This is a genomic window from Fodinibius salsisoli (assembly GCF_026229185.1).
GTDB classification, from domain to species: Bacteria; Bacteroidota; Rhodothermia; order Balneolales; family Balneolaceae; genus Fodinibius; species Fodinibius salsisoli.
On the sequence record NZ_JAGGJA010000018.1, the window covers coordinates 45,432 to 67,899 of the forward strand.

Below are 22,468 nucleotides of genomic sequence, written 5' to 3' on the forward strand. Positions count from 1 at the left end.
ATGCTCTTTGTTTCTAAACGATGTTATGTTAGATTGTATTTTGTAATTATTTGCTATTAACACTTAGGTTGAGAGAATACAGTTGGATCGTCAGTCAGTTATACAAGCGTTAGATACAGCTTTACAACAAAAAATTGTAAGCTGTTTTGATGAGCTGATCAAAAAATATGATGGCTATTACGAACAGTTTGCCCAATCACTTTCCGTGCTCCCGGAGCAGGACAGTGAGGAAGATATTGAGGCAGAACTCGCCCATCTTTTTGAAGATGTTTCAACATTTTTGAAAGTGCAGCAGCTTACCACCTTTACGAGATGCTTTATGGATGGGACCAGGGAAGCCGTAGCCGAAGTCCCGGAAACAGTGGAATGGCAAACCGAAACTCCATTGCGGAAGGAGGTGCAGTATATTCTTGCTGATTCAGAAATGATAGCCGATCTGTTGCGCGAGTTTAAGCAGCAACAACTGCCCTTTTTAATGAGGCTCGAAAAAGAATTGGCTCCTTTTCTGCAAGAAGGTCGCGATGAACAGGTACAGTTGGCAGTAGATTATGCCTCTGTGGCCGAGCTCTTGCAAAAGCAAAGAGCCTTTATGGAAGGACCGTTTAGGGAAAAGCTGAAAGAAAAGATAGCATCTATGCATACTTCTGTAGCGGCCCAGCTTAGAGAGGATACCAAAGTCTGGAAAAAATCAAAGGCCGGCCAGGCAGAAAAGCAGTGGTCATTAATGGGCCAAAAGCTAAAGCGAATAGAAAAACAATGGCATGAACCTCAGGAGCTATTAGCTGAACGGGGTGAAAATATTCTGTCTTTTCTAAAATTGAAAAGGGAGCTCCGGGAACATCGGATCGATTTTTTAAAAGATATGGCGGCCCTGTTCCAGGAACAACTCTACCTGCCGTTGCAGCAGTTTCGGCAAACGTTGATAGAGGCGGTTTTTGATATCAGAAAAGGAGGCGGTAAGCGTTCTTACGAGTATATATCCGCATTAAAGCAGAAATTGCTGAAATATATTAGTCATCATCTGGAAGGACCTTTTAGAAAGATGAGGGATAGAGAACAGCTCTCCCAAAAGGTCGAAAAGTTTTCTGAACAGCTTCTGTTTAGGATAACACAGACACCGGAACAGATGAGTTTTATCTTTAACCTTCCCAGGGAAGAACAACCGTCTGCAGAAGATCTGAAACAGATAGAATGGCGATTATTGTTACTCCGGATTTTCAGGCAGCAAATAATCAATGAGATTAAACCTTCCAAACAAGAGTATGATCACTTTATAACAAACATTATTGAGGCTATCACCGAACTTAAAGAGATTCTGGATGTCAACCTGGAGGCCTCGCTGGAGCATAAAGAAGAGGACGAGGAGGGCGATCCGGGACAGGTTGCTACAGAGGCACTAGAGCGAATTATTAAACGTCTGGGGCATTTAACTCTTATTCTCCAAAATGAATACGATAGCATTGAAACGGTCATCAAAGGGGCCGAAGAACAGTTTATTGAATCCGTAGAAGCATGTTTTAATGCTAAAAGTGCCAATGAATTACAGCTGTTTATCACCCAATACCGGGTTAAAGAAACTACCAGCGACTGGCAAAATATTGCTCATACAAAAGCCCGTAGGTCGAAAGATAAGTTGTCGCTCTGGTACCGTTTTGTGAGGTTGAGACTCCATGGTTATATCAAAGAAGTAACGCATTTTTTCGGCTATGGAGATGTCGCTGTGGAAGAGGCCAAAAGAGCCGATATCATCAGTTATTTGTCGGAAACCGATCAGAAGATACAGGAGCTGCCTTATATCTATCGCCGCCTTTTTGATTTTAACCAAGCGGTTGATCAGCGGTTTTATATACCTGTGGTAGAATCGACTGCTACCTTTAAAAAAGCGTATGACCAATGGCAGAATTCGCCCTCTGCTCTTGCTGTAGTTGGCGAAAAGGGGAGTGGGAAATCTACCTTTTTACAGCTGATGAGGGATGAATTAACAGCTGGCGAACCGCTATATGAGATGGAAATAGCACAAACGATCTGGACTGAAGAAGAGCTGGCCGCTTTAGTTTGCAGGGAGCTGAATATTGAGGAGCAAAACTCTGTTGATGGAATTATTGAGATTCTTCAGCAAGAAAAAGAACGACGAATTATAATTTTTGAGTCGATACAAAATAGTTTTGTGCGAAACATCAATGGCTACGAGGCCATTGAAAAACTCTGTTACCTGATTTCCGAGACGAAAAATGACGTTTTTTGGATTGTCAGCTGTTCGCGCTATGGGTGGCACTTTCTGGATAAAGTGCACAAGCTGGGTGAATACTTTTCCCAGACCATTCAGGTGGATACGCTCGATGCCGGGGATATTGAAAAGATGATCATGAGCAGGCATCGTTCCAGTGGCTATATGCTGCAGTTCGAAGATAATCCGGATAGCCCCAAGAGCCGGTCAGCAAAGAAGATGACCGAAAAGGAAGAGCAGCAGAACCTGAGGAAAGAATATTTTAAGAAGTTAACCGAGTTTGCGGATGGAAATGCCTCCATAGCCATCATTTTTTGGATCCGGTCTATTCGTACGGTGGATGAAAATTGCATTTATATAAAACCGCTGGAAATAACATCGGTTGAAATTATCGCAGACCTTAGTCCTGAAGTACTGTTTGTCCTGGCTGCATTTGTTATACAGGATACCATTTCGGATAAAGACTTGGCGATGATTTTAAATATGAGCCTATCAGAAAGTCGACTAATGCTAAAAAGGCTTAGTACGAGGGGACTTTTGTTGGAAAAAGAAGGTCATTATATGCTGAATCATTTAGTGTATCGGCAGATTGTGCGAGTGTTAAAAGAACGGAATATTATTCACCTGGTGGAATAATTATGATCATAAATAAAAAAAATAAAATCCTTTGCTTTGTTTTCTGGCTGATTGGATCGGCCCTGTTGCTAAATGCGGAGGTGCATGCAATGCCCGTTTATCCGGCAGATGCTCCTCAGGAAATTATTCAACAGCAGGATACAACCCGCACGGACACCAGTCGTACTGACACGCTGCGCATCAGGCAGAAAGGGGACACGACCATTATCGTCGGACCGGTCCGGGTCGATACATCCACCGCTACAAGGGATTCTACCATTGGCGATAAGGTTGGTCAAAAGGTAACCGAGGTGCATGAACTTATTTCTGCAGGGACCATTATTTTAATTCTGGTACTTCTCATAGTCACGCATCTGATCAATCGCCTGCTGATAAGTATTCTGGATACTCTTTCGGAGCGATTCTTCAAGTATCGCCTCACGCTTAAACGATTGATACCGGTTATCCGGTTGGTAATCTGGGCTATTGCTTTTTATATCATTCTTGCTGGCATTATCGATCCACCCTGGGGAACGGTTATTACCGTGTTAGCTTCTATAGGTGTTGCCGTTGGATTTGCTGCCCAGGATATTCTCAAGAATGTGTTCGGCGGATTTATGATCATACTTGATCGTCCCTTTCAGGTGGGCGATAAAATTGAAGTCGGAGACGATTATGGTGAAGTCACACAAATTGGATTACGCTCCAGCCGCATTTTAACGCCTGACGATTCTATCGTATCGTTACCCAACGGGGAATTGATGAATAAAGCCGTCTCGAACGCCAACTCCGGGGCTTTTGATTGTCAGGTTGTTGCCGAAATTTATTTGCCGGCGCATGTCCCCATCGACTTAGTGAAACGTATCGCTTATAAAGCAGCGGTTTCATCGCGGTATGTATATCTTAATAAGCCGGTGTCGGTTATCGTATTGAATGAAGTGCATGAAGAGAATTTCATTGTCAAATTACGGGTCAAAGCTTATGTACTGGATATTCGGTACGAGTTTCCCTTCAAGAGTGACATGACGGAACTGATATTGGGTGAATTGAATGAAAAAGAGATATTAGCAAGCAGCGTACATCGCAAAGGATAAATCGAATAATTTTGAAAAAAAGCTACAATTCTAATAAAGTGAGATTTTTAGTCAAGAGGTTCAGGAGCTTGAACTGAACTAAGTGAATAGTTATGGATATCTCTTACTAAATAAGGATGAATCGATATACTTATCGATTCATCCTTACAATATTTAATCAGCGATTTTTCGTTTATTTCTAATATTGGTATTTAACACGTAATGTGTGAACATGACTGATGGTCCGGACGTGGTACACAACTTCTCGCACCATCCTTTTCTTCGCATTTGGGACCACCGTCAGAGCAACCCATATCCTCACAAGGATAAAAAGTTGGTGGGGTTTTATTTTGGTTTGGTTTTTTATTCAAAGAATAACCCGATGGCTCGCCTCGGGATTGTTCATTGTATTAGAGCAACTAGTAATCAAGAGTTACTAATTGTTAACTCCGTTAATTTTGACGTGTGGTGTCGGATAATTTGCCCCATAAATTATTTGACCTTTCACATGATCAAATATTAAGGGCAAGTTCTTTGATATTTTATAAGTACCATCACTCAAATCTACACTAAAACTGATAATAGACTGTTGGTCGGATTCTGAGAAAAATCTTTTATATTGAACCAGTAATTGATTGTCAATAGCTGCTATATTTTCTAAACCATCATGATAATCACCCTTGTCGTTATAGGCTTCTCCCGGATAATATTTCCGTGCAAAACCGACCCCCCCATTACGACTTATTTTAGATATTTCAATAGGAATAGCCTCTTTAATTTCGATTTTTTTAAGTAAATTCCCAGTATTTTTGTTATAAACCCGTATTATATTATCTGTGGTAAAGCCTGTGTAGATATTCTGACCTTTGCAAGCAAGTACACCATTTTGAGAAATTTCTCGTGTAACGATATCATCGGAGTCATAACCACCTCCGATAGAATAACTTTTTGATTTTAGATCATCACTCAATCGGTGTATAACATTGTTCTCTTTTCGTGCATGAACCCAAACATTGCCATCTGATACGCAAAGATTACTCATGTTCATGTTATGGGCTCCAGATTTTTTGACCTCCCATTTTTTTGATTCATTGTTATAAAAGTATTGGGTAACCCTTCCTAAGTTTTGATCGAGTAAAACAAGATCACCAGTATCGAAAATATCAATTGATACTGGGCTCAAATATTCACCTGGCCCTTTCCCTGCCCGTCCTATTTGTTGAATTAATTTACCTTTTTTAGATAGTATTAGGACTTTCGGGGCTGCCTCGTCAATTAAGTATACCGTCTGATTATGATGTTTCACATCCTGTATATTACCTATCAGATAATCTTTTTGATTACCATTGAAGACCGTTGAACTTTTGGATTTATTGATTTTTAAACCTTGGGCTTGGAGACCAGAGGTGATTATTAACAATAGACTAAAAAGTAAAGGGAGGGTTTTATATTTCATCGGTGGTTAATTAATATTTTAATTAGATTTGTACTTCAATGAATCTGATTGAAAAACAAATTGTTTTATTTCATCTAATCCTTTAAAACGTGCGTACTCAGTTTTATTGGAGATTTTGTATTTGTTTTTAATTGGTCGAGATTCGTATAAAACATTTCTAAAAGCCAAAAGGATTTGAGGAACTGATCCTTTGGTATCGGTAGGAATATCTGTATGAATGTATATTCTTGCACCAGTATTAAACCAACTTCTACCTACCATGATTTCGTCAAAAGTTCCAAACTTTTCTAAATGGCTAAAACCTTTTCTAGCTGACCAACTAATACCTACTCCGATTGTAGCAAAATTTGCATTATGTTCTTTTGCTATTTCAAGAGCCTTTAGTTTAGACATCTCAACATATTTTGGCATATCAGGTAAATTACAGTAATTGCAATTGGGTGAACCAATGTAAACCATTACTAATTCTTTGCCGCTCTCATATTGGTAGCTGGGTATGTATAAACTATCAACAGGCAGTTTAGATATATTCTCGGACTTATTGTAAAAAAATATTACCGAAAGAATATGTAGTTAAAATATAAATAGTAAATAAAATAAATATATATAAGTATTTTTTAATATTCATATAGTGAAATTACATATAATAACTTTATTAAATGGTATAATTATATATGGTAAAAATAAAACTGTGAAATTATGTTTTAATATAAAGTAGTAATATATTCAGGGCGTAATTTCTAAAAAAAGTCTCTTCCTTTTGAAAGAGGTTGATTATGATTTGTGAATCAATTACAATGCATTTACATACCTACCTAAAAATAGAAGAGGAGGATTATTATATGGAAGAAAACGCCTTTCTGGAAGCAGCCGAGAATGGAGATTTGGAAGCCGTTAAGCGACACCTCTCAAAGGGATCAACGGTCAACACCAGTGATGAGCACCAGCGAACCGCATTATTGAAAGCCGCCAAACATGGTCATTTAGAAATTGTGCAATATTTGTTGGATCATGGTGCCAATGTAAATATGAGAGATAATCGGGGAACCAGTGCTCTGTACTGGGCCTCAAGTAATGGACATCATGAAATCGTACAACTTTTGATTAAGCACCACAGTGATGTAGGCGTGCATGATGATCGGGGATGGTCGGCTAAAGATCAGGCCAGTTACCATAAGCACCACGACATTGTGCATATGCTGGAAGAGGCAGGAGCTTAACGAAAATGAATAGATTCAGGTAACAAGGAAAGCCCGCTCTATTGTGAGTGGGCTTTTTTATAGGTCTAAACTATGCAGATAACAGAAAAATCGTAGGCCTTTTATGGATAGAAGGGGGATTCTCTTGCTTCCATTCATGTATAGCCTGCGAAATAATGCGCTCTTCTGGCTGGGTTAAATTGGTAGCAGTACAAAACCGAGTATCGTCTTGGCAACATTGGATCACATCTTTAACCACAGCATCATTTCGGTGAGGCGCCTCCATAAAAATTTGAGTCTGTTGACTCTTTCGGGCCTTCTGTTCAAGCTTCTTTATGGCCTGCCGGCGCGGGTTCTGCTCGATTGGCAGATAGCCGTGGAAAGCAAACTGTTGCCCATTGAATCCGGAACCCATCAAAGCCAATAAAATGGATGAAGGACCGACTAAAGGAGAGACCCGGATATGCCGGGCATGGGCCATCTTAATGAGTTCGGAACCGGGATCTGCAACCACAGGACAGCCTGCTTCCGAGAGAAGACCTGCATCTCTGCCTTTTTTTAGCGGATTTATAAAAGAGGCGATTTCTTGTGTAGGCGTCTTCTTATTTAGGAGTAAAAAATCAATTTTATAATCCGGGATTGTCTCGCCCACCCACTGTAAATAACGCGATGCCGTCTGGATATTTTCTACGATCAGCACATCAAGACGCCGAATGACATTCAGTACATACTCGGGGATGGTATTATTCTCAGGCGTTTTCCCAAGCGTATTAGGGATGAGGTAAAGGGTGCCTTGGGAGGAATCTTTACTGCTCATAATTAGATGTCAATCCGTTCAATTTCTAATTTCTCATTGCCGCTTTCCAACTTTCGGTTGGCCAGCCGATGGGTGAAGATGGCAATGATAAGGGTACAGAGTAGAGCCACAACGGCCATTGCCAAATTCGACCAGACCAGGTTTTTTTGAGTACTGTAAGCGGGCATCAGTACAATTTCTTGCATAGTACCTGGCTGGTACCGGATAGGGATGACACGAATTTGTCGCAACTCTCCCGCCATCTCTACCGGAAGCGAAAGCTTTCGTTGGATTTCCTGTTCATTGCTATCCACAAATCGCAGAATAATATAGCCGTTTGTCTGCGCAGCAATTTGTTTGATATCAAAATCTACCACTTCAGCAGTGTAGCTGGTTCCATTTTCATAGGTATCGTGGATACCGTACCAGACAACCGTTTGGTGCAGGCAAAGAAACAGAAAAGCAGCCGGAATGAGCCACACAAAATAGAGATACTTATAAGGATTCACGTTCATAAATCAAATACTTAAAAACTGAATAATCAACGGATGAGAAAATTACGGGTGGTTTATAGGGTACGGTGACTAATAAAAAAGAGCATAATAGATCACGTAGAGCCAGCTCAACAAACCGTGGATGATGGCCCAGATAATTGATTTATTGACAGACCAGGAGATGGCGATCGCCAGTGCTGATCCCAGCGTGATACCGCCCCGGACTGATTCGGTAACTTTGTTGTTCGAGTCTCCCATAATCAGTGATCATTGAATTAAAGGTTACAGCAAAGATAATACTATTTATTGATTTGTTGCATAGTGGCTTCACGCAAAGCCGGGTCCCACATCAGTCGCTGTTGGTAATCCTGGTGCATAAGCGTGCTACTCATGTGGAACCAGAAAGCTACCTGAAGGGAGTCAAAAAATACGGCTTGTCCAAAGGGTTCTTCGGAATAAGTTGAAGCCCCGTAGTCCAGGCCATTCAGCAGCCCCATCCGATTGTCATAAAGCGCCCCATAGTAGGTAAAGTCGCTATTGAGGCTTTGGCGCTCATAAGGCCAATCCATAATCGATTTTATTCGTTTGGAAACAGCCGGTGAAATAAGTTCATTTTGTTGAAGGCGGACCATAAGCTCCGAAAGCTCGCTGGCTGTTGATTGCGGGAATAAACTCAGCGCATCGCGACGGTGCCTGAACTGCATAGAGAGTCCCTGGGCCGCTTTGAATGTGTCCGAAATCTTTTTGTAGTAGAGCGAATCAGATTGATATCTGCGGGCATTCGCCAGAACAGTATCCTGAAAAGCCTGTTCGCTCATCGCCGTTAATGTTTCAAAATGTGGCTGAAAGGTAGTGCCTGTAACAGCCGGATTAATGGTGATGTAAAGCCCTGAAAAGGGAAGGGGATGATCCGTATGCTGCAGGTTCAGCTGCTCGAAAGTGGTACTTATATTATCCTGGCCTAATTTATAAAAAAGGTAGTCAGAAATGGCCAAATCATTGAAAACCAGGGCCGTTCGGACCAATGCGTCCAGTGGAGCCTTGCCCTCCCTTAGCACGCCCTTATTGGTGAGCGAAGTCTTGGCATCTGTATGATTTGAGGCATCAATATACGGCAGTTGATACCGGTCGATTTGCGTCAGTGGAATCAGTTCATCCGGATCCAGGGAATCTGCTTCAACCAACCGGGCATAAGTAGCAATTAGAAAAAAGTTGGAAAGCGTACCCATGGTATGCTGTTCATTGCCGCCATAAGAAATAGTAGTATCCGCGTTGACCGTTGAACGTGATACCACGGCCACTCGCTCGGGATTCGCGGCAATGTACTCAGTGAGCCCTTTAAGAGAAGTAGTTTTGGGGACCCACTGTTGGCCTTCCTGCAGATCGTCGCTGTTTTCTGATAAGGTAACGAGGGCATCGAGGTTAAAACCAAAGACAATGAAAAAGACGAGCAAGAGGGTGCCAATAGTGACACCAATAAATTTTAAAATGCGCATGAATACGATTAGAGCGTATGAAATTTGAACCCTGAAATATAATCATCCTGCCAATAGAAATCAGGTCTAAAAGCAAGAAGTAATGAGCGAGAAGGAAGAAGCCAGAAGAGTACTTAAAAAACGGTTAGAAAGTGTTTGGAAGGCGTTTTTAAAAATCCGTTTAGCGGTTATAGATGAGTATTCAATCTCCCTCTACTCCGTTAAAACTTCGTAGAGTTGGCTAAATCCTTCTTACCGCCGGCAGGCGATCATGGCTCCAAAGCTTGTCCCGAATGCTATCGGGGAGGGACTTCAAAATGGTAGCTTCTAAAGGGGGGGCACAAGCCTCGATCTCTATTAAGGAGTTCCTCCTTGCGTGTCCCGAGCGATTCGGGGGAGAAGGAGGACAGGAGGATTGACCTGCCTGATGGAGTCGAATCAGCTCTTTCACCATATAGAAGACGATTTTTAATTCAGTAAGTGGTTTAATTCCCTGACCCTCTGGGTCGGAAAGAATAATAAGTTGAAATTAGATAGATACCTCGTGGGCTCTGCCCCGAGGTAGTTCATTCACTAAATGCATACTTTTTACTTTTCGGTCTTTACTTCTGGCTTCTCACCGATGCTAACTCACAAACTTCATCATGAGGGCACAAACATAGGCCGCATAGGTGCCAAGGGCATAGCCCAAGACGGCAAGCAATACACCCACCGGAGCCAGGGCCGGATGGAAAGCAGAAGCTACAATTGGGGCTGATGCCGCGCCCCCAACATTGGCTTGGCTACCAACTGCAACAAAGAAAAAGGGTGCATTGATAATCTTGGCAACGATAAAGAGAATGCTTACATGGATGAGAATCCACATAAGGCCGATGAGAAAGAAACCCGGGTTTTCAAAGATAGCCAATACGTTCATCTTCATTCCGATGGTGGCTACAAGAATATAAAGAAATAGGCTCCCAACTTTAGAAGCTCCCGCTCCTTCCAGTTCACGTGCCTTGGTAAAAGAGAGTAAAAGTCCCCCGGTGGTGGCTATCACAATTATCCAGAAAAACCGGGAATCCAGGCTCAATTGACTTAATTGAGGAGCGTTTTCAGCAATCCAGGGAGCAATGGCATCGGCTCCCAGATGTCCAATAGCGGTTATGACAAAAGCCACGGCAACGATGCTGGTTAGATCAGACAATGTAGGAATTTTGGCAATGCTTGCTTTATAATCCTCAATTTTCTTGCGCAGTTCGGTAATGGGCGTGGCATCCGCTTTAAACCACCGGTCGATGCGTTCCGAGATGCCGGCTCCATACAGCAGAAAGGCCAGCCAGATATTGGCTACAATGATATCCACAGTAACCATAGCCGAAAACAGGTTATCACTCGGGTTAAAAACTTCGTACATGGCCGTTTGGTTTGCGCCGCCTCCAATCCAGCTGCCGGCTACGGTTGAGAGTCCTCGCCAAAGGGCATCAGGTCCGGTTCCTCCCACGAGATCCGGGGCAAAATAGCCGGCAGTAAGCACTGCAATAGGCCCGCCAATAGCAATGCCCACAGTCCCGGCTAAAAACATGATAATGGCCTTGGGACCCAATCCAATGATGCCTTTGAAGTCAATACTAAGGGTCAAAAGTATCAGGCTGGCGGGTAGGAGGTAGCGGGATGCAACGAAATAGAGATTCGACTCTTCACCGGATATCAGCCCCAGCGAATTGAAAATAGATGGGATGAAATAGCACAACAGGAGCGAGGGAACGAAGGTGTAGAATTTCTTCCAAAAGGGTTTTTCACTGCTGGAGGTAATAAAAATTAATGCCAATATGGCCAGCAGGAGGCCTAAAACAACCGCATCATTCGTGAAAACCGGGGCAGCAAAAAGTGTAATCATAATTTTATTTATTTAGATGATTAAGCGGGAATCTACATTATATTAAGGGTTCTGTGCAAATGGTATGAAAATAGGGTTTGAAAAGGTTATACTTACTGACTCTATTTTAAATTCGAATTGTTAGGTATATATGAAGTTTGCAGTAATTGGGGCCGGTAAAACCGGTGGTAAAGTAGTTGACGTTTTAGGGAAGGAACAGGTCGTTGGGCCTTTTGATGAATTTAATAAACCCACGGCCGAGAAGCTTAAAGAAGCAGATGCCGCAATTCTGTTTGTCCCCGGTGCGGCGGTTGAAGATGTCTTTGATCCATTGATCGAAGCTGGAATTCCTGCTGCTTGGGGCACAACGGGTTATGAGTGGCCGGATGATCTTGATGCTAAGCTGCGCACAAAAGGAATTAAGTGGCTGAAAGCGTCTAATTTTAGTTTGGGTATGAGTATTGTCCGGCGCTGCCTTAATATAATCGGGCAAGGTTCTTCCGTACTGACGAATCCTACGTTCAAGATACATGAGGTTCATCATGTTCATAAACAGGATGCGCCCAGCGGTACCGCACTCTCGTGGGAAGAATGGCTGGGCCGCGATGCGGAGATAACCTCCGAGCGGAAGGGGGATGTTAAAGGCATCCATCAGCTGGAAGTTCGAACAGAAACCGAGTCAATACAGTTGGAACATAAGGCGCATGACCGGAAAATTTTTGCTGAAGGAGCTATTTGGGCTGCCGAACAGCTGGTAAAATCTGATATCGAGGCCGGATTTTACGACTTTTCAACAATTTTTGACCAAGCAATGCAACGACAATAACTATGAGTATTAGAGAAAGGAAATTATGGACCGCCCTGGCAACCCCCATGCAGGAAAATGGAGATCTTCACTTAGAAGATTTTGCTTCGCTGGTCCACCGACAAGATGATGCCGGGAACGGGGTGCTTGTACTGGGAAGCACCGGTGAGGGATTGGCGTTGGGACTCGAAGACAAAAAGAAAGTCGTTGAAACGGCGGCCAGTCTCAATATCGAAGTTCCCCTTATGGTGGGCGTAGGAGGGTTTAACCTCCGCGAACAAATAGAGTGGATAGAGTATTGTCAACAGTTCGAAGTTGATGCGTTTTTGTTAGTGACTCCGCTATACGCTAAGCCCGGCGAAAAGGGACAAGTTGAATGGTTTAAGGCTTTATTAGACGCAGCAGATAAACCCTGTATGCTCTATAATGTGCCTTCGCGCACGGGCACTAAAATGAGTCCGCTCGTACTGTCCGAACTGCACGATCATCCAAACTTTTTGGCCTTGAAAGAAGCCAGTGGCAGCATCGAAGAGTACCAGGATTATCGGAAAACAGCTCCGGATGTAGCCTGCTACAGCGGAGATGACGCTTTGTTGCCGTTCTTCGCCATGGCGGGATGCAGCGGATTGGTTTCAGTAGCTTCCAACGTATGGCCTAAAGCCGTTCATCGATATGTGGAATGGTGCCTCGACGGACGTGGACCTGAGCTTTTGCCTTTGTGGCAAGAGTGTTCAGACGTTCTTTTTAGAGCACCGAATCCTATTCCGGTGAAAGTATTGCTTAAGGAAAAGGGTTGGATTTCATCCGCAACCCTGCGTCCACCGTTAACCGGTGATGAGGTTGAAGATATCAGCGTATTAAAAAATGCAGACCAGATGATTCAGAACTGGTACGAAAATAATAGCTAACGATAATTTTATCCGGGTAATAAACATCCGGGACAAGAATAAAGATCTAATTTTAAAATATAGATTAAGTAATGAGTGACAATAATTGGGAAGAAGTGTTAGAAGAACTTGAGAAAGGAAATGTACGGTCAGCCAATCCCAAAGGGGATGGCTGGGAAGCTAATGTAGAGGTCAAAGAAGCGATTCTGGCTTCCTTTGGTGCGGGCGAAAATACCGAGTATTCCGGCATCTATGATGGTTTTGTTGATAAGCACAATTTGCCTCCCCGACGTTTTACCGCGGATGAAAACGTACGATTGGTGCCCGGTGGATCATCCGTGCGGCGGGGAGCCTATATCGCACCTGGCGTTATCATTATGCCCCCGGCTTATGTTAATGTAGGCGCTTACGTAGATGAAGGGACCATGGTGGACAGCCACGCATTGGTAGGATCGTGTGCACAGGTGGGTAAAAATGTTCACCTTTCTGCCGGCGTTCAGCTGGGAGGCGTATTAGAACCGGTAGGATTATCGCCCGTTGTGATTGAAGATGACTGCTTTATTGGAGCAGGAGCCGTTATAGTAGAGGGCATCTTGGTCAAGAAAGGAGCCGTTATTGCACCCGGTGTGACGTTGTCAAAATCTATTCCGGTTTATGATTGCGTTAATGAAAAGATCCTGGAAAAAGGAGCTCCTATCCCTGAACGAGCGGTAGTCATTCCCGGTACACGACCGATGAGCAGCAAATGGGCGCAAGAGCAGGGATTGAATATGGCCTGCCCCATGATCGTCAAATATCGCGATGAACAAAGTGATGCTTCTCTTGAGTTAGAAGACGCTTTACGTTAGACTAAATCGGTAACAACACCTCGGTCCAAAAAGTATTTCCAATGCGTATTTTAAAATTCGGCGGCTCTTCGGTAGGTTCTGAAGAAGCCATCAAACAAGTTATCCAAATTATTAGCCGTAAGCTGGAGAACGACCGTATTCATGTGGTCGTTTCGGCTTTCGGTGGTGTTACTCATCTGCTGGAAGAAATGGTAGAGGAAGCTTATGCGGGGGAAGAGGCCTACCGGACCAAGCTTAAAGAAGTGGAAGAACGACACATCGAAGTTGTTCGGAAACTTATTAAGGTTAAACAGCAAAGTCATGTGTTAACGCAACTCAAGGTGCTGTTCAATGAGCTGGAAGATGTGTTGCACGGAGTTTCCTTAACCCGCGAGCTGACCGAACGCACCCGGGACTTTGTGCTGGGCTTTGGAGAGCGTTTTTCCGCTTTTATCCTGAGCCATGCGTTACAGAGCGAAGGCATAGAAGCCGAATATATCGATGCGCGTGAGCTGATCACCACTGACAATAGATTTGGAAATGCCCGTGTGCGTACTTCGGACACCTATGCTGCCATTCAAAACAAATTAGGAGCGCTGGATAGCGTAGCTATTATTACCGGCTTCATCGCTTCTACGGAGACGGGAGAAACAACCACACTTGGAAGGGGAGGATCGGATTATACGGCTTCCCTCATCGCAGCTGCACTGAAGGCGGAGGCCATCGAAATTTGGACCGATGTTACCGGTATAATGACCGCTGACCCCCGTAAAGTCAGTGATCATTTGCCGATAAAAGAACTCTCCTATGAAGAAGCCATGGAGCTTTCTCATTTTGGGGCTAATGTCATCTATCCGCCTACCATACATCCTGCTATGGCGGATTCCATTCCCATATACATAAAGAATACATTCGAACCGGACGCTGCCGGTACCATCATCAGTAAGGACGGGAAGAAAGATTCCACCAACGTGCAGGGCATCTCCTCGATAGATGAGGTGACGCTCATCACCCTCGAAGGCAGTGGAATGGTGGGGGTCAGTGGATTCGCTGCTCGCATCTTTTCGGTGTTGGCTGATGCCGGGGTTAATATTATCATGATCACCCAGGCCTCTTCGGAGCATACCGTTTGTTTTGCCGTGTTGCCGCACCAGGCGAATAGGGCGATGGATGCACTAAACGACAACTTTAGCCGGGAGATAGCCGAAGGAATCATTGATGAGATTATCGCAGAAAAAGATTGTTCGGTTGTAGCGGTTGTAGGAGAAGGCATGAAGCGTACGCCGGGCATCTCGGGACGACTCTTTCGTTCGCTTGGCCGTAACGGTATTAATGTACGCGCTATTGCTCAGGGCTCCTCGGAGCGTAACATCTCGGTGGTTGTGAAGGAGAAGGATCTATCCAAGACGCTGAATACCATCCACGATGCTTTTTTCCTGAGTAAGTTAAAATCCGTGAACCTGTTTCTGATAGGCATCGGCCTGATCGGAAGCAAGCTGCTTGAACTGTTTGAGAAGCAGACCGAGCTGCTTTTTGAAAAGCATAATATTAAGCTCAAGCTGTGCGGTATCGCCAATTCCCGCCACTTTAAGATCAATGCCGAGGGTATGCCGTTTACCGGCTGGCCGGATCATTTGGAGGAGAACGCAAAGCCGATGAGCCTGGATCAGTTTTTGAAAGAAGCCGATCAGTTGAACCTCCCCAACAGTCTGTTTATTGATTGTACAGCCAGCCAGGAAGTATCGGATTTTTATCCGGAAGTCATGAAAGCAAACTTTTCGCTGGTGACGGCTAATAAGAAGGCCAACTCGGGTTCGTTAAAACGTTATGAAGAGCTCCAGGAACTGGCGCTCGAGCATAACGTCATGTATCTCTATGAAACCAATGTTGGGGCGGGGCTTCCCGTGGTCAAAACGTTGAAAGAACAGGTGCTGGCCGGAGATACGATCACCAAGATTGAAGGGGTGCTATCCGGGACGCTAAGCTACATCTTTAATACCTATGATGGAGCAACACCATTCAGTGAAGTAGTGCGTACCGCTTTGGAAAAAGGCTATACGGAACCCGATCCGAGAGAAGATCTGAATGGTCGTGATGTGGCCCGCAAGCTGATCATATTGGCGCGGGAGGCCGGTATAGAGATAGAGATGGATGACCTGTCAGTTGAAAACCTGGTCCCTGAGCCTGCCATGCAAGCCAATAGTATCGACCAGTTTTTTGATGAACTGGCTCAATTTGACGATGAGTTTAAAAAACGGTATGATCAGGCGGCTTCCAGGGGGAACAAGCTTTGCTACATCGCCAGTTACCAGGATGGTAAAGCCAATGTAGGGCTCCAGGAAATTGGTGGTCAACATCCGTTTAACGGTCTTTCGGGCAGTGACAATATCTTTGCTTTCCACACCAAGCATTACCAGGATACGCCCTTGGTCGTAAAAGGACCGGGTGCCGGGGCTGAAGTTACGGCCAGCGGTATATTGGCGGATATCCTGAGGATCAGTAATGTGCCCGCATTTAGTAACGAAATTGTGTGATAAATAATGAGCGAATTTAAGTATAAGGAAGTCCGGGTTTTTGCCCCGGCCAGTGTAGCCAATGTAAGTTGTGGATTTGATGTGATGGGATTCGCCCTGGGCACCCCCGGTGACGAAATTATCGTCCGCCAAAATCCGGAAGGGGAGGGCGTTACCATCAACAAGGTGACAGGTGATGAAGGGGTGCTGCCCCTGGATGCCGACAAGAACACCGCCAGCGTTGCCGTTCAGGCACTGTTCCGCTCGCTGGGGTTCGATGGAGGCGTCGCAATTGAAGTACACAAGCAAATGCCCCTGGGCAGTGGATTAGGTTCCAGTGCGGCAAGTGCAGCCGGTGCCGTGTTGGCCGCCAACCATCTGTTGGGTAATCCCCTGGCCCGAAAGGCCCTGTTACCGTTTGCCGCTGAAGCGGAAAAGGCTGCCTGTGGAACGGCTCATTACGATAACGTAGGCCCTTCATTATTGGGAGGATTCGTATTTATCCGGAGCTCCGAAGCGCCGGATATACTCAACCTGTCTTATCCGGAAAACCTGCATGCAGTAGTGGTACATCCCCAGATTGAAATTAAAACCGGGGACACCCGTAAAATATTGCGGAATGACATCCAGCTGGGGAAAGCCGTAAAACAGTGGGGCAACGTGGGCGGTTTGGTAGCCGGACTGATGACCAAAGATTTAGACCTGATGGCCCGTTCGATGGAGGATGTGATTATTGAACCCATCCGTTCTGTACTGATTCCAGGTTATGACGCCGTCAAAAAAGCAGCTCTTGACGCAGGAGCCATCGGGGCCGGCATCGCGGGATCCGGTCCGTCCATTTTTGCACTGACGGCCGACCGTCAGATCGCTGAAAAGGTAAGCAAACGAATGAAAGCGGAATTAGATGGTATCGGTTTGCCATCGGATGAATATATCTCTGAGATTAATACCAAAGGTTCAAAAGTAATTGATGTTAAAAGCTGAAATACAATATCACAGTACGCGGGGCGAGGCCGGGGACGTTAATTATTGGAAAGCGATGATGGAGGGGTTGGCTCCTGACCAGGGGCTTTACCTGCCCACCCAATGGCCGGACCTGTCAGAGACGCTATGGAACAACATTCAGGGAAAATCGATCCAGGAAATAGGGAGGCAGATCGCCCGGGCCTTTATTTCAGACATCTCCGATGAGAAGTTAGATGCCTTGGTGACCGACGCTCTTTCTTTTGATGCGCCACTTCGGTCCCTGCATGACGATCTGTATGTGTTGGAACTTTTTTATGGTCCTACGCTGGCTTTTAAAGACTTTGGAGCCCGTTTTATGGCTCGCCTGATGAGTTACCAGGCGCTGAAAAATGATCAAAAGATGGTCATTTTGGTAGCTACTTCCGGCGATACGGGAAGTGCCGTGGGACAGGCTTTTGAAGGCGTAGAAGGCATTGACGTCTGTCTGCTTTATCCCAGTGGAAAGGTGAGTAAGCTCCAGGAACAGCAGCTTACCACTATTGGAAATAACGTTACCGCTTTGGAAGTGGACGGCACTTTTGATGATTGTCAAAAATTGGTCAAGGATGCCTTCGCCGACCAGGATTTACGGAATCAGCTGGTATTGAGTTCGGCCAACTCTATTAACATCGGTCGCCTGTTGCCCCAGATGTTTTACTATGGAAGAGCGTTGGCCCAGCTCGAGGAGCAAACAGAAGTTCATTTTTGTGTACCCAGCGGAAACTTTGGGAACCTTACCGCCGGCATGATGGCCGCGAAGACGGGCATGCCCGCCCGGCAGTTTTTAGCAGGCACCAACGTCAATGATGTGGTACCGGAATTTCTTCGCGAGGGTACCTTCACTCCCCGGCCTTCTCAAAATACGATTTCCAGCGCTATGGATGTAGGAAACCCCAGTAACCTGGAGCGTATTCGGGCTTTGTTCACCGAGATGCCGCTTCTGAAGAATCATCTCTGGGCTACTTCTTTTGATGATAACCAAACCCGGGAGGCTATTGCCAAGGTGTACCAAGAAGCAGGTTATACACTGGATCCTCATACCGCCGTGGGATATCTGACCGCTCAGCAGTATAAGCAAGAAGAGAACTGTGACCACCCGATCGTTATTTTATCAACCGCACATCCCGCCAAGTTTTCGGATATTGTAGAGCCTGTTATTGATGCTAATATTGAATTGCCTCCTGCTTTGAAAGAAAGCATGAGTAAGGATAAAAAGAGTATCAAAGCATCCACTTCTTACCCGGCATTCAAAAGCTTTCTGCTCTCAGAATACGTTTAAAGAGGGCCTGAAATAACTGATCGTTCATTCTTCGATTGTCATCCACCTGATGAGTACGGAATGCACGAATCGTGACCCACACAGCTCCACAGCTCTAAGGGAGTTGCACTCCCGCAGTGACCCAACCCCGGCCCTTCCCTACGAGCAGGGAAGGGAGTAATAGTTTTGCCCTTTAATTACCACTCATAGTCATTTCGCTGCGCCCCGAGAATTCGGGGAATGAAGTGTAAACGGAATGAGAAATCTTCTATTGGTAAGTTGAGAAATGAACAAAAGCTCGGAGTTCCCTCTTTAGCTTGCCCCGAGCAATTCGGGGAAGGGGGCTCAGGGGGATGTAGAGCTGCTATACCTTGGTTCATTTTTTTAGAAAGCCTGCGCTTTAATCCATGTCCGCGGGGATGTCAGACCCAAGGCTTCGCGGGAGTTAAACTCCCGTTAGCCAATAACATGAGCTGAAAACCGATCGGGAGTGCAACTCCCTCGGAGCTACGTTGGTTTAGCTCACCGTAATAGGCCTTAACACAGGGTGCAGGGGGCTTTTTATTCTGTGCCTTTTTGTGACCCACCCCAAACCCCTCCCTGCAAGCGAGGAGGGACTTTAGTCAGGAATGCTTTTAATGGATTTTTATATGCAGGCCCCGTGGAATGCCACAACGTGGCCTCCCGATGCATCGGGAGATTCCATAGGGGCAGGCTGTTAAAACAACCTGCAAGAGATATGTAGGTCGGAGAGCTTCTCCGACCAGACTGCTATCATTGTATGAATCTTAGGTACTTCCAAAGATCAAAATCCCCTATTCCGTAAAACCACGAAACAAGGAGGGGCTGTTATTCTTTGCCTCAACCTTACTCCACTTCATAAACTAAACTGCCAGGCTTCTTCATCTTTTTAGAGGCCTCAAGCATTTCAATACCCACAACATTTCCATCTTTGTCATAGTCGATGATAATGCCTGGTTTATCTTCATCACTTTCTACAATGTCAGCATCCGTAAATCGCAAATATACGATGTCCGTTTCTTTGTCAAATTTAATATTCATATTTATCAATTTTGGAAGTTTTGTATGCAGTGATAACTAATGGAGGTTGTTTGCAAATGTTAATAAAAATGCGATATAAATATTTTGATCCATCTTCTTCTATGAGTTTGTGGAAAACCTGCTTGCAATCAGATTCTTGTAAGACAGCATCCGGTTGTTGAATAGCAACGGTTATTTATACAACATAGTATTATTTCTTAGTTAAAGATAAAAGGCCAGAAGATAGAAAGCCACCTGCTTTGTCACTCCGAGGGACCTGCGACGAGGAGTCTCAAGCGGGAAACAGGCAGAATCACTCATCAGATGAGTGATATAGCTCAATACTTTTACTTGAACCCGTTTACCGGTTTTTCATAGTCATTGGGTGTAGGTTCCATCTTTTACAATGAGTTCCTCCTTGGAGAAGGAGGACAGGAGGATTGAATGGTCAGGATCTATAGCATAAAAATTAGCTCTAACTGTTCAACGCCTTACCTAATATTCATCCGCTGAGTACGGAGTGCCCGAACAGTGACCCCTTTTTGATTTTCCCCTACAAGCAGGGGAAAAGACGCATTGATACAGAATATTTGCCAAAGAGGCCCCAACCCGTATTTGGTAGGTCGGAGGGAAGGGAGTAATGGTTTTGCCCTTTAATTACCACTCATATTCATTTCGCTGCACCCCGAGAATTCGGGGGAATGAAGTGTAACGGAATGAGAAATCTTCTATTGGTAAGTTGAGAAATGAAAAAAAAGCTCAAAGTCCCCCTTGGAAGGGGGCCAGGGGGATGTCCTCAGGCAATTCCAGCTTGTTATATGTCCCTTCAGAAGAAGCACCCCATAGAATACTCAGTAAACGCAAGAAAGGCGGAACAAACAAGGGGCTATTCAATAAAATAGATGTCCCACATTTATCTTTTTGAATCTGATACAAATAAGCTTATTTTTACCGCTTGTTAAAATTCAGGCTAACCATTGAATGTTAAGATTAGGGTTGTTTATGGTTAAAAGCTTTAAAGACATGGAAGTGTGACAGAAAGCACTACATTTGTCTGGAATCCGCCAGCCGGCGGATCAATTAACCCATAGGCTGCCTAAGTCGGAAGATTATGGACTGACTTCACAGATTAGAAGATACTTACTTGTCATGCTGAACTCGTTTCAGCATCTCCAGTGGCAATGATAATCGTAATAAGAGATCCTGATCCCGAGAATTCGGGACAGGATGACAAGGTGGTTTTGGACGAAAAACCAAGAAAGGACGAAAGAAATTTCTATATTTGCCGTCGCGCTTTAACTTTGAAGCTAAAAGCTACATCAATTTTTCATTTATCTTTTTTTAATTTTTAATTGAAAAACGCTGAGTAAAAAATCCGAACATAACGATCATCACCCTCACGAGGAAGGTCAACAGCCTCAACCTCACCAACAACCCCGGGGTTATTACGGTGCCCCTCCCGAATACGGCTACCGGCCCGTCGAAGAAGACGAGATAGACCTCGTCGAACTCTTCCAGACCTTCTGGAGCGAGCGCATCCTCATTGCCAAGATCGTCGGTGCCTTTTTAGTATTAGGGCTTTTGGTCGCCCTCCTCAGCCCCAAAGAATACTCCACCAGCGCCACGCTCATGCCCGAAGCGCAATCTTCGCAAGGGGCAGCCAGCAGCCTGTTGAATCAGTATGGTGGGTTATTAGGCATCGGGGGTGGAGCTGCCAGTGCGGGACAGGAGGGAACCATCCCGCCGCAATTGTACCCGAATGTGGTAGAAAGCCTGCCCTTCCAGGTCGAACTGATGAATACCCCGGTGCGCTTTGCCAGCTATGACACCACCGCAACGCCCCACCTCTTTTTTAGTGAGGTCCGTTCGCCTTCCATATTGAGTTATCTGAATCCGTTAAAGATATTAGGCCTTTTCAGGGGAGAAGAAGAGGAAGGGCCTGTCATAACGAAAGTTGATCGCGATTCGGTGCTCCATCTCTCTAAGGAACAGATGGAAACCGTGAAGAAAATGCGTCAGCGGTTGAGCGTAGGCGTAGACCAGGAAACAGGCGTAATTTCTGTGAGTTCAGAATTCCCGGATCCGCAGGCCGCGGCGGAAGTTGGACAGGCTGGGATTAAGCTGTTAAAAGAGTATATGCGGGAGTACCGTACGCAGAAGGCGACCAAAGATTTGGAATTTGTGGAAGAGCAGGTAGAAAAAGCCCGGGAACGGTTTGAAGAGGCCCAGGATAAGCTGGCCCAGTTTCGTGACAACAACCTGAGCCTGGCGACGGCCAAGGCCCAGACGCGTGAACAGGAGCTGCAGTCGCAGTATGACTTGGCTTTTAACCTCTATAATTCGCTCAACCAACAGTTGCAACAGGCCCGCCTGCAGCTGCAGGAACAAACGCCGGTCTTTTCGGTACTACAGCCGGTGAGTGTGCCGCTGAATGATAATACGAGTGGGTTTTTGATTTTGATGGTGTCTGGAATACTGGGTGGGATTATTGCTTTAGGGTGGGTGCTGGTGCAGAGCTGGTGGCAAAATGCACAAATAGACTGGCAGGATTAAGAGAAGGCGGTTGCCGGATGCCAGTCGCCGGATATCAGATGTAGAGCGAGATTTATCTCGCTTGGCTACCCCTAAATCCCCTGAAAGGGGACTTTTTTATATGCAGGCCCCGTGGAATTGAGCTCCATTTCACAGGGGCAGGCTGTTAAAACAACCTGCTATGGATATGTAGGTCGGGGATCTTCTCCGACCAGGTTGCTATTACAAGGCTCTGAGGGAGTTAAACTCCCGTTAGTCAATAGAATGAGTTGAAAACCGACGGGAGTACAACTCTGTTAGACTTACCAACCTATTGCAAATGGCAATAATCTTGTCATTTTAAAAATACCAGCCGGCCGGAGAAAGGCTAAGGAGTACACTGGAGTTTAGACTCCAAGGAGGGAATC

At 45.1% G+C, this 22,468-nt stretch carries 18 protein-coding genes; 10 read left to right on the forward strand and 8 right to left on the reverse strand.

All coding sequences use genetic code 11. The features are described from left to right. Window positions 1–82: 82 nt before the first annotated feature. The gene (locus J6I44_RS18625; protein ID WP_265767711.1) at window positions 83–2,863 is read left to right on the forward strand and encodes an NACHT domain-containing protein; all 2,781 of its coding nucleotides are present in this window, start codon (window positions 83–85) and stop codon (window positions 2,861–2,863) included. A gap of 2 nt (window positions 2,864–2,865) precedes the next feature. Beyond that, a complete protein-coding gene (locus J6I44_RS18630; RefSeq protein WP_265767712.1) occupies window positions 2,866–3,936 on the forward strand; it encodes a mechanosensitive ion channel family protein in 1,071 nt (356 codons plus the stop codon). 415 nt (window positions 3,937–4,351) lie between these two features. Here the strand turns inward: J6I44_RS18630 and J6I44_RS18635 are convergent, their stop codons facing one another. Further along, window positions 4,352–5,371, reverse strand: a complete 1,020-nt coding sequence (locus J6I44_RS18635; protein WP_265767713.1) for a 6-bladed beta-propeller — start codon at window positions 5,369–5,371, stop codon at window positions 4,352–4,354. Between the two features lie 18 nt (window positions 5,372–5,389). After that, on the reverse strand, window positions 5,390–5,764 hold the full coding sequence (locus J6I44_RS18640; RefSeq protein ID WP_265767714.1) for a hypothetical protein: 375 nt from the start codon (window positions 5,762–5,764) through the stop codon (window positions 5,390–5,392). Between the two features lie 404 nt (window positions 5,765–6,168). On the opposite strand from J6I44_RS18640, the gene J6I44_RS18645 reads away from it, so the two are divergent. Continuing rightward, window positions 6,169–6,591, forward strand: coding sequence for an ankyrin repeat domain-containing protein (locus J6I44_RS18645; RefSeq protein WP_265767715.1), 423 nt, complete (start codon window positions 6,169–6,171; stop codon window positions 6,589–6,591). A gap of 70 nt (window positions 6,592–6,661) precedes the next feature. On the opposite strand, the gene J6I44_RS18650 is transcribed toward J6I44_RS18645, so the two are convergent. The 5 genes from J6I44_RS18650 to J6I44_RS18670 form a co-directional block, all read right to left on the reverse strand. After that, a complete protein-coding gene (locus tag J6I44_RS18650; protein ID WP_265767716.1) occupies window positions 6,662–7,387 on the reverse strand; it encodes an SAM-dependent methyltransferase in 726 nt (241 codons plus the stop codon). A 2-nt stretch (window positions 7,388–7,389) separates the two neighbouring features. After that, entirely contained in the window at window positions 7,390–7,881 is a 492-nt protein-coding gene (locus tag J6I44_RS18655; protein WP_265767717.1) for a hypothetical protein, read from the reverse strand. A 69-nt stretch (window positions 7,882–7,950) separates the two neighbouring features. Beyond that, complete coding sequence (locus J6I44_RS18660; protein WP_265767718.1) at window positions 7,951–8,118, reverse strand: hypothetical protein; 168 nt, start codon at window positions 8,116–8,118, stop codon at window positions 7,951–7,953. 41 nt (window positions 8,119–8,159) lie between these two features. Then, window positions 8,160–9,356: a serine hydrolase gene (locus tag J6I44_RS18665; RefSeq protein WP_265767719.1), complete on the reverse strand. Its 1,197-nt coding sequence runs from the start codon at window positions 9,354–9,356 to the stop codon at window positions 8,160–8,162. 604 nt (window positions 9,357–9,960) lie between these two features. After that, a complete protein-coding gene (locus J6I44_RS18670) occupies window positions 9,961–11,214 on the reverse strand; it encodes a DUF819 family protein (protein WP_265767720.1) in 1,254 nt (417 codons plus the stop codon). A gap of 130 nt (window positions 11,215–11,344) precedes the next feature. Here J6I44_RS18670 and J6I44_RS18675 point away from each other — a divergent pair, with 130 nt between their 5' ends. The 6 genes from J6I44_RS18675 (at window position 11,345) to thrC (ending at window position 18,509) form a co-directional block, all read left to right on the forward strand. Then, complete coding sequence (locus J6I44_RS18675; RefSeq protein ID WP_265767721.1) at window positions 11,345–12,019, forward strand: dihydrodipicolinate reductase C-terminal domain-containing protein; 675 nt, start codon at window positions 11,345–11,347, stop codon at window positions 12,017–12,019. Between the two features lie 2 nt (window positions 12,020–12,021). Next, a complete protein-coding gene (dapA, locus tag J6I44_RS18680) occupies window positions 12,022–12,906 on the forward strand; it encodes a 4-hydroxy-tetrahydrodipicolinate synthase (protein ID WP_265767722.1) in 885 nt (294 codons plus the stop codon). Window positions 12,907–12,977: 71 nt separating this feature from the next. Continuing rightward, the gene (locus tag J6I44_RS18685) at window positions 12,978–13,733 is read left to right on the forward strand and encodes a 2,3,4,5-tetrahydropyridine-2,6-dicarboxylate N-succinyltransferase (RefSeq protein ID WP_265767723.1); all 756 of its coding nucleotides are present in this window, start codon (window positions 12,978–12,980) and stop codon (window positions 13,731–13,733) included. A 41-nt stretch (window positions 13,734–13,774) separates the two neighbouring features. After that, window positions 13,775–16,246: a bifunctional aspartate kinase/homoserine dehydrogenase I gene (gene thrA / locus J6I44_RS18690; RefSeq protein ID WP_265767724.1), complete on the forward strand. Its 2,472-nt coding sequence runs from the start codon at window positions 13,775–13,777 to the stop codon at window positions 16,244–16,246. Between the two features lie 6 nt (window positions 16,247–16,252). Next, window positions 16,253–17,209 (forward strand): homoserine kinase, encoded by a 957-nt coding sequence (locus J6I44_RS18695; RefSeq protein WP_265767725.1) that lies wholly within the window; start codon window positions 16,253–16,255, stop codon window positions 17,207–17,209. After that, window positions 17,196–18,509, forward strand: a complete 1,314-nt coding sequence (gene thrC / locus J6I44_RS18700; RefSeq protein WP_265767726.1) for a threonine synthase — start codon at window positions 17,196–17,198, stop codon at window positions 18,507–18,509. Before J6I44_RS18695 ends, thrC begins: the two co-directional genes overlap by 14 nt. Before the next feature lie 846 nt (window positions 18,510–19,355). Here the strand turns inward: thrC and J6I44_RS18705 are convergent. Then, window positions 19,356–19,550, reverse strand: a complete 195-nt coding sequence (locus J6I44_RS18705) for a DUF2283 domain-containing protein (RefSeq protein WP_265767727.1) — start codon at window positions 19,548–19,550, stop codon at window positions 19,356–19,358. A 1,473-nt stretch (window positions 19,551–21,023) separates the two neighbouring features. On the opposite strand from J6I44_RS18705, the gene J6I44_RS18710 reads away from it, so the two are divergent. Further along, complete coding sequence (locus J6I44_RS18710; RefSeq protein ID WP_265767728.1) at window positions 21,024–22,082, forward strand: Wzz/FepE/Etk N-terminal domain-containing protein; 1,059 nt, start codon at window positions 21,024–21,026, stop codon at window positions 22,080–22,082. Window positions 22,083–22,468 lie beyond the last annotated feature (386 nt).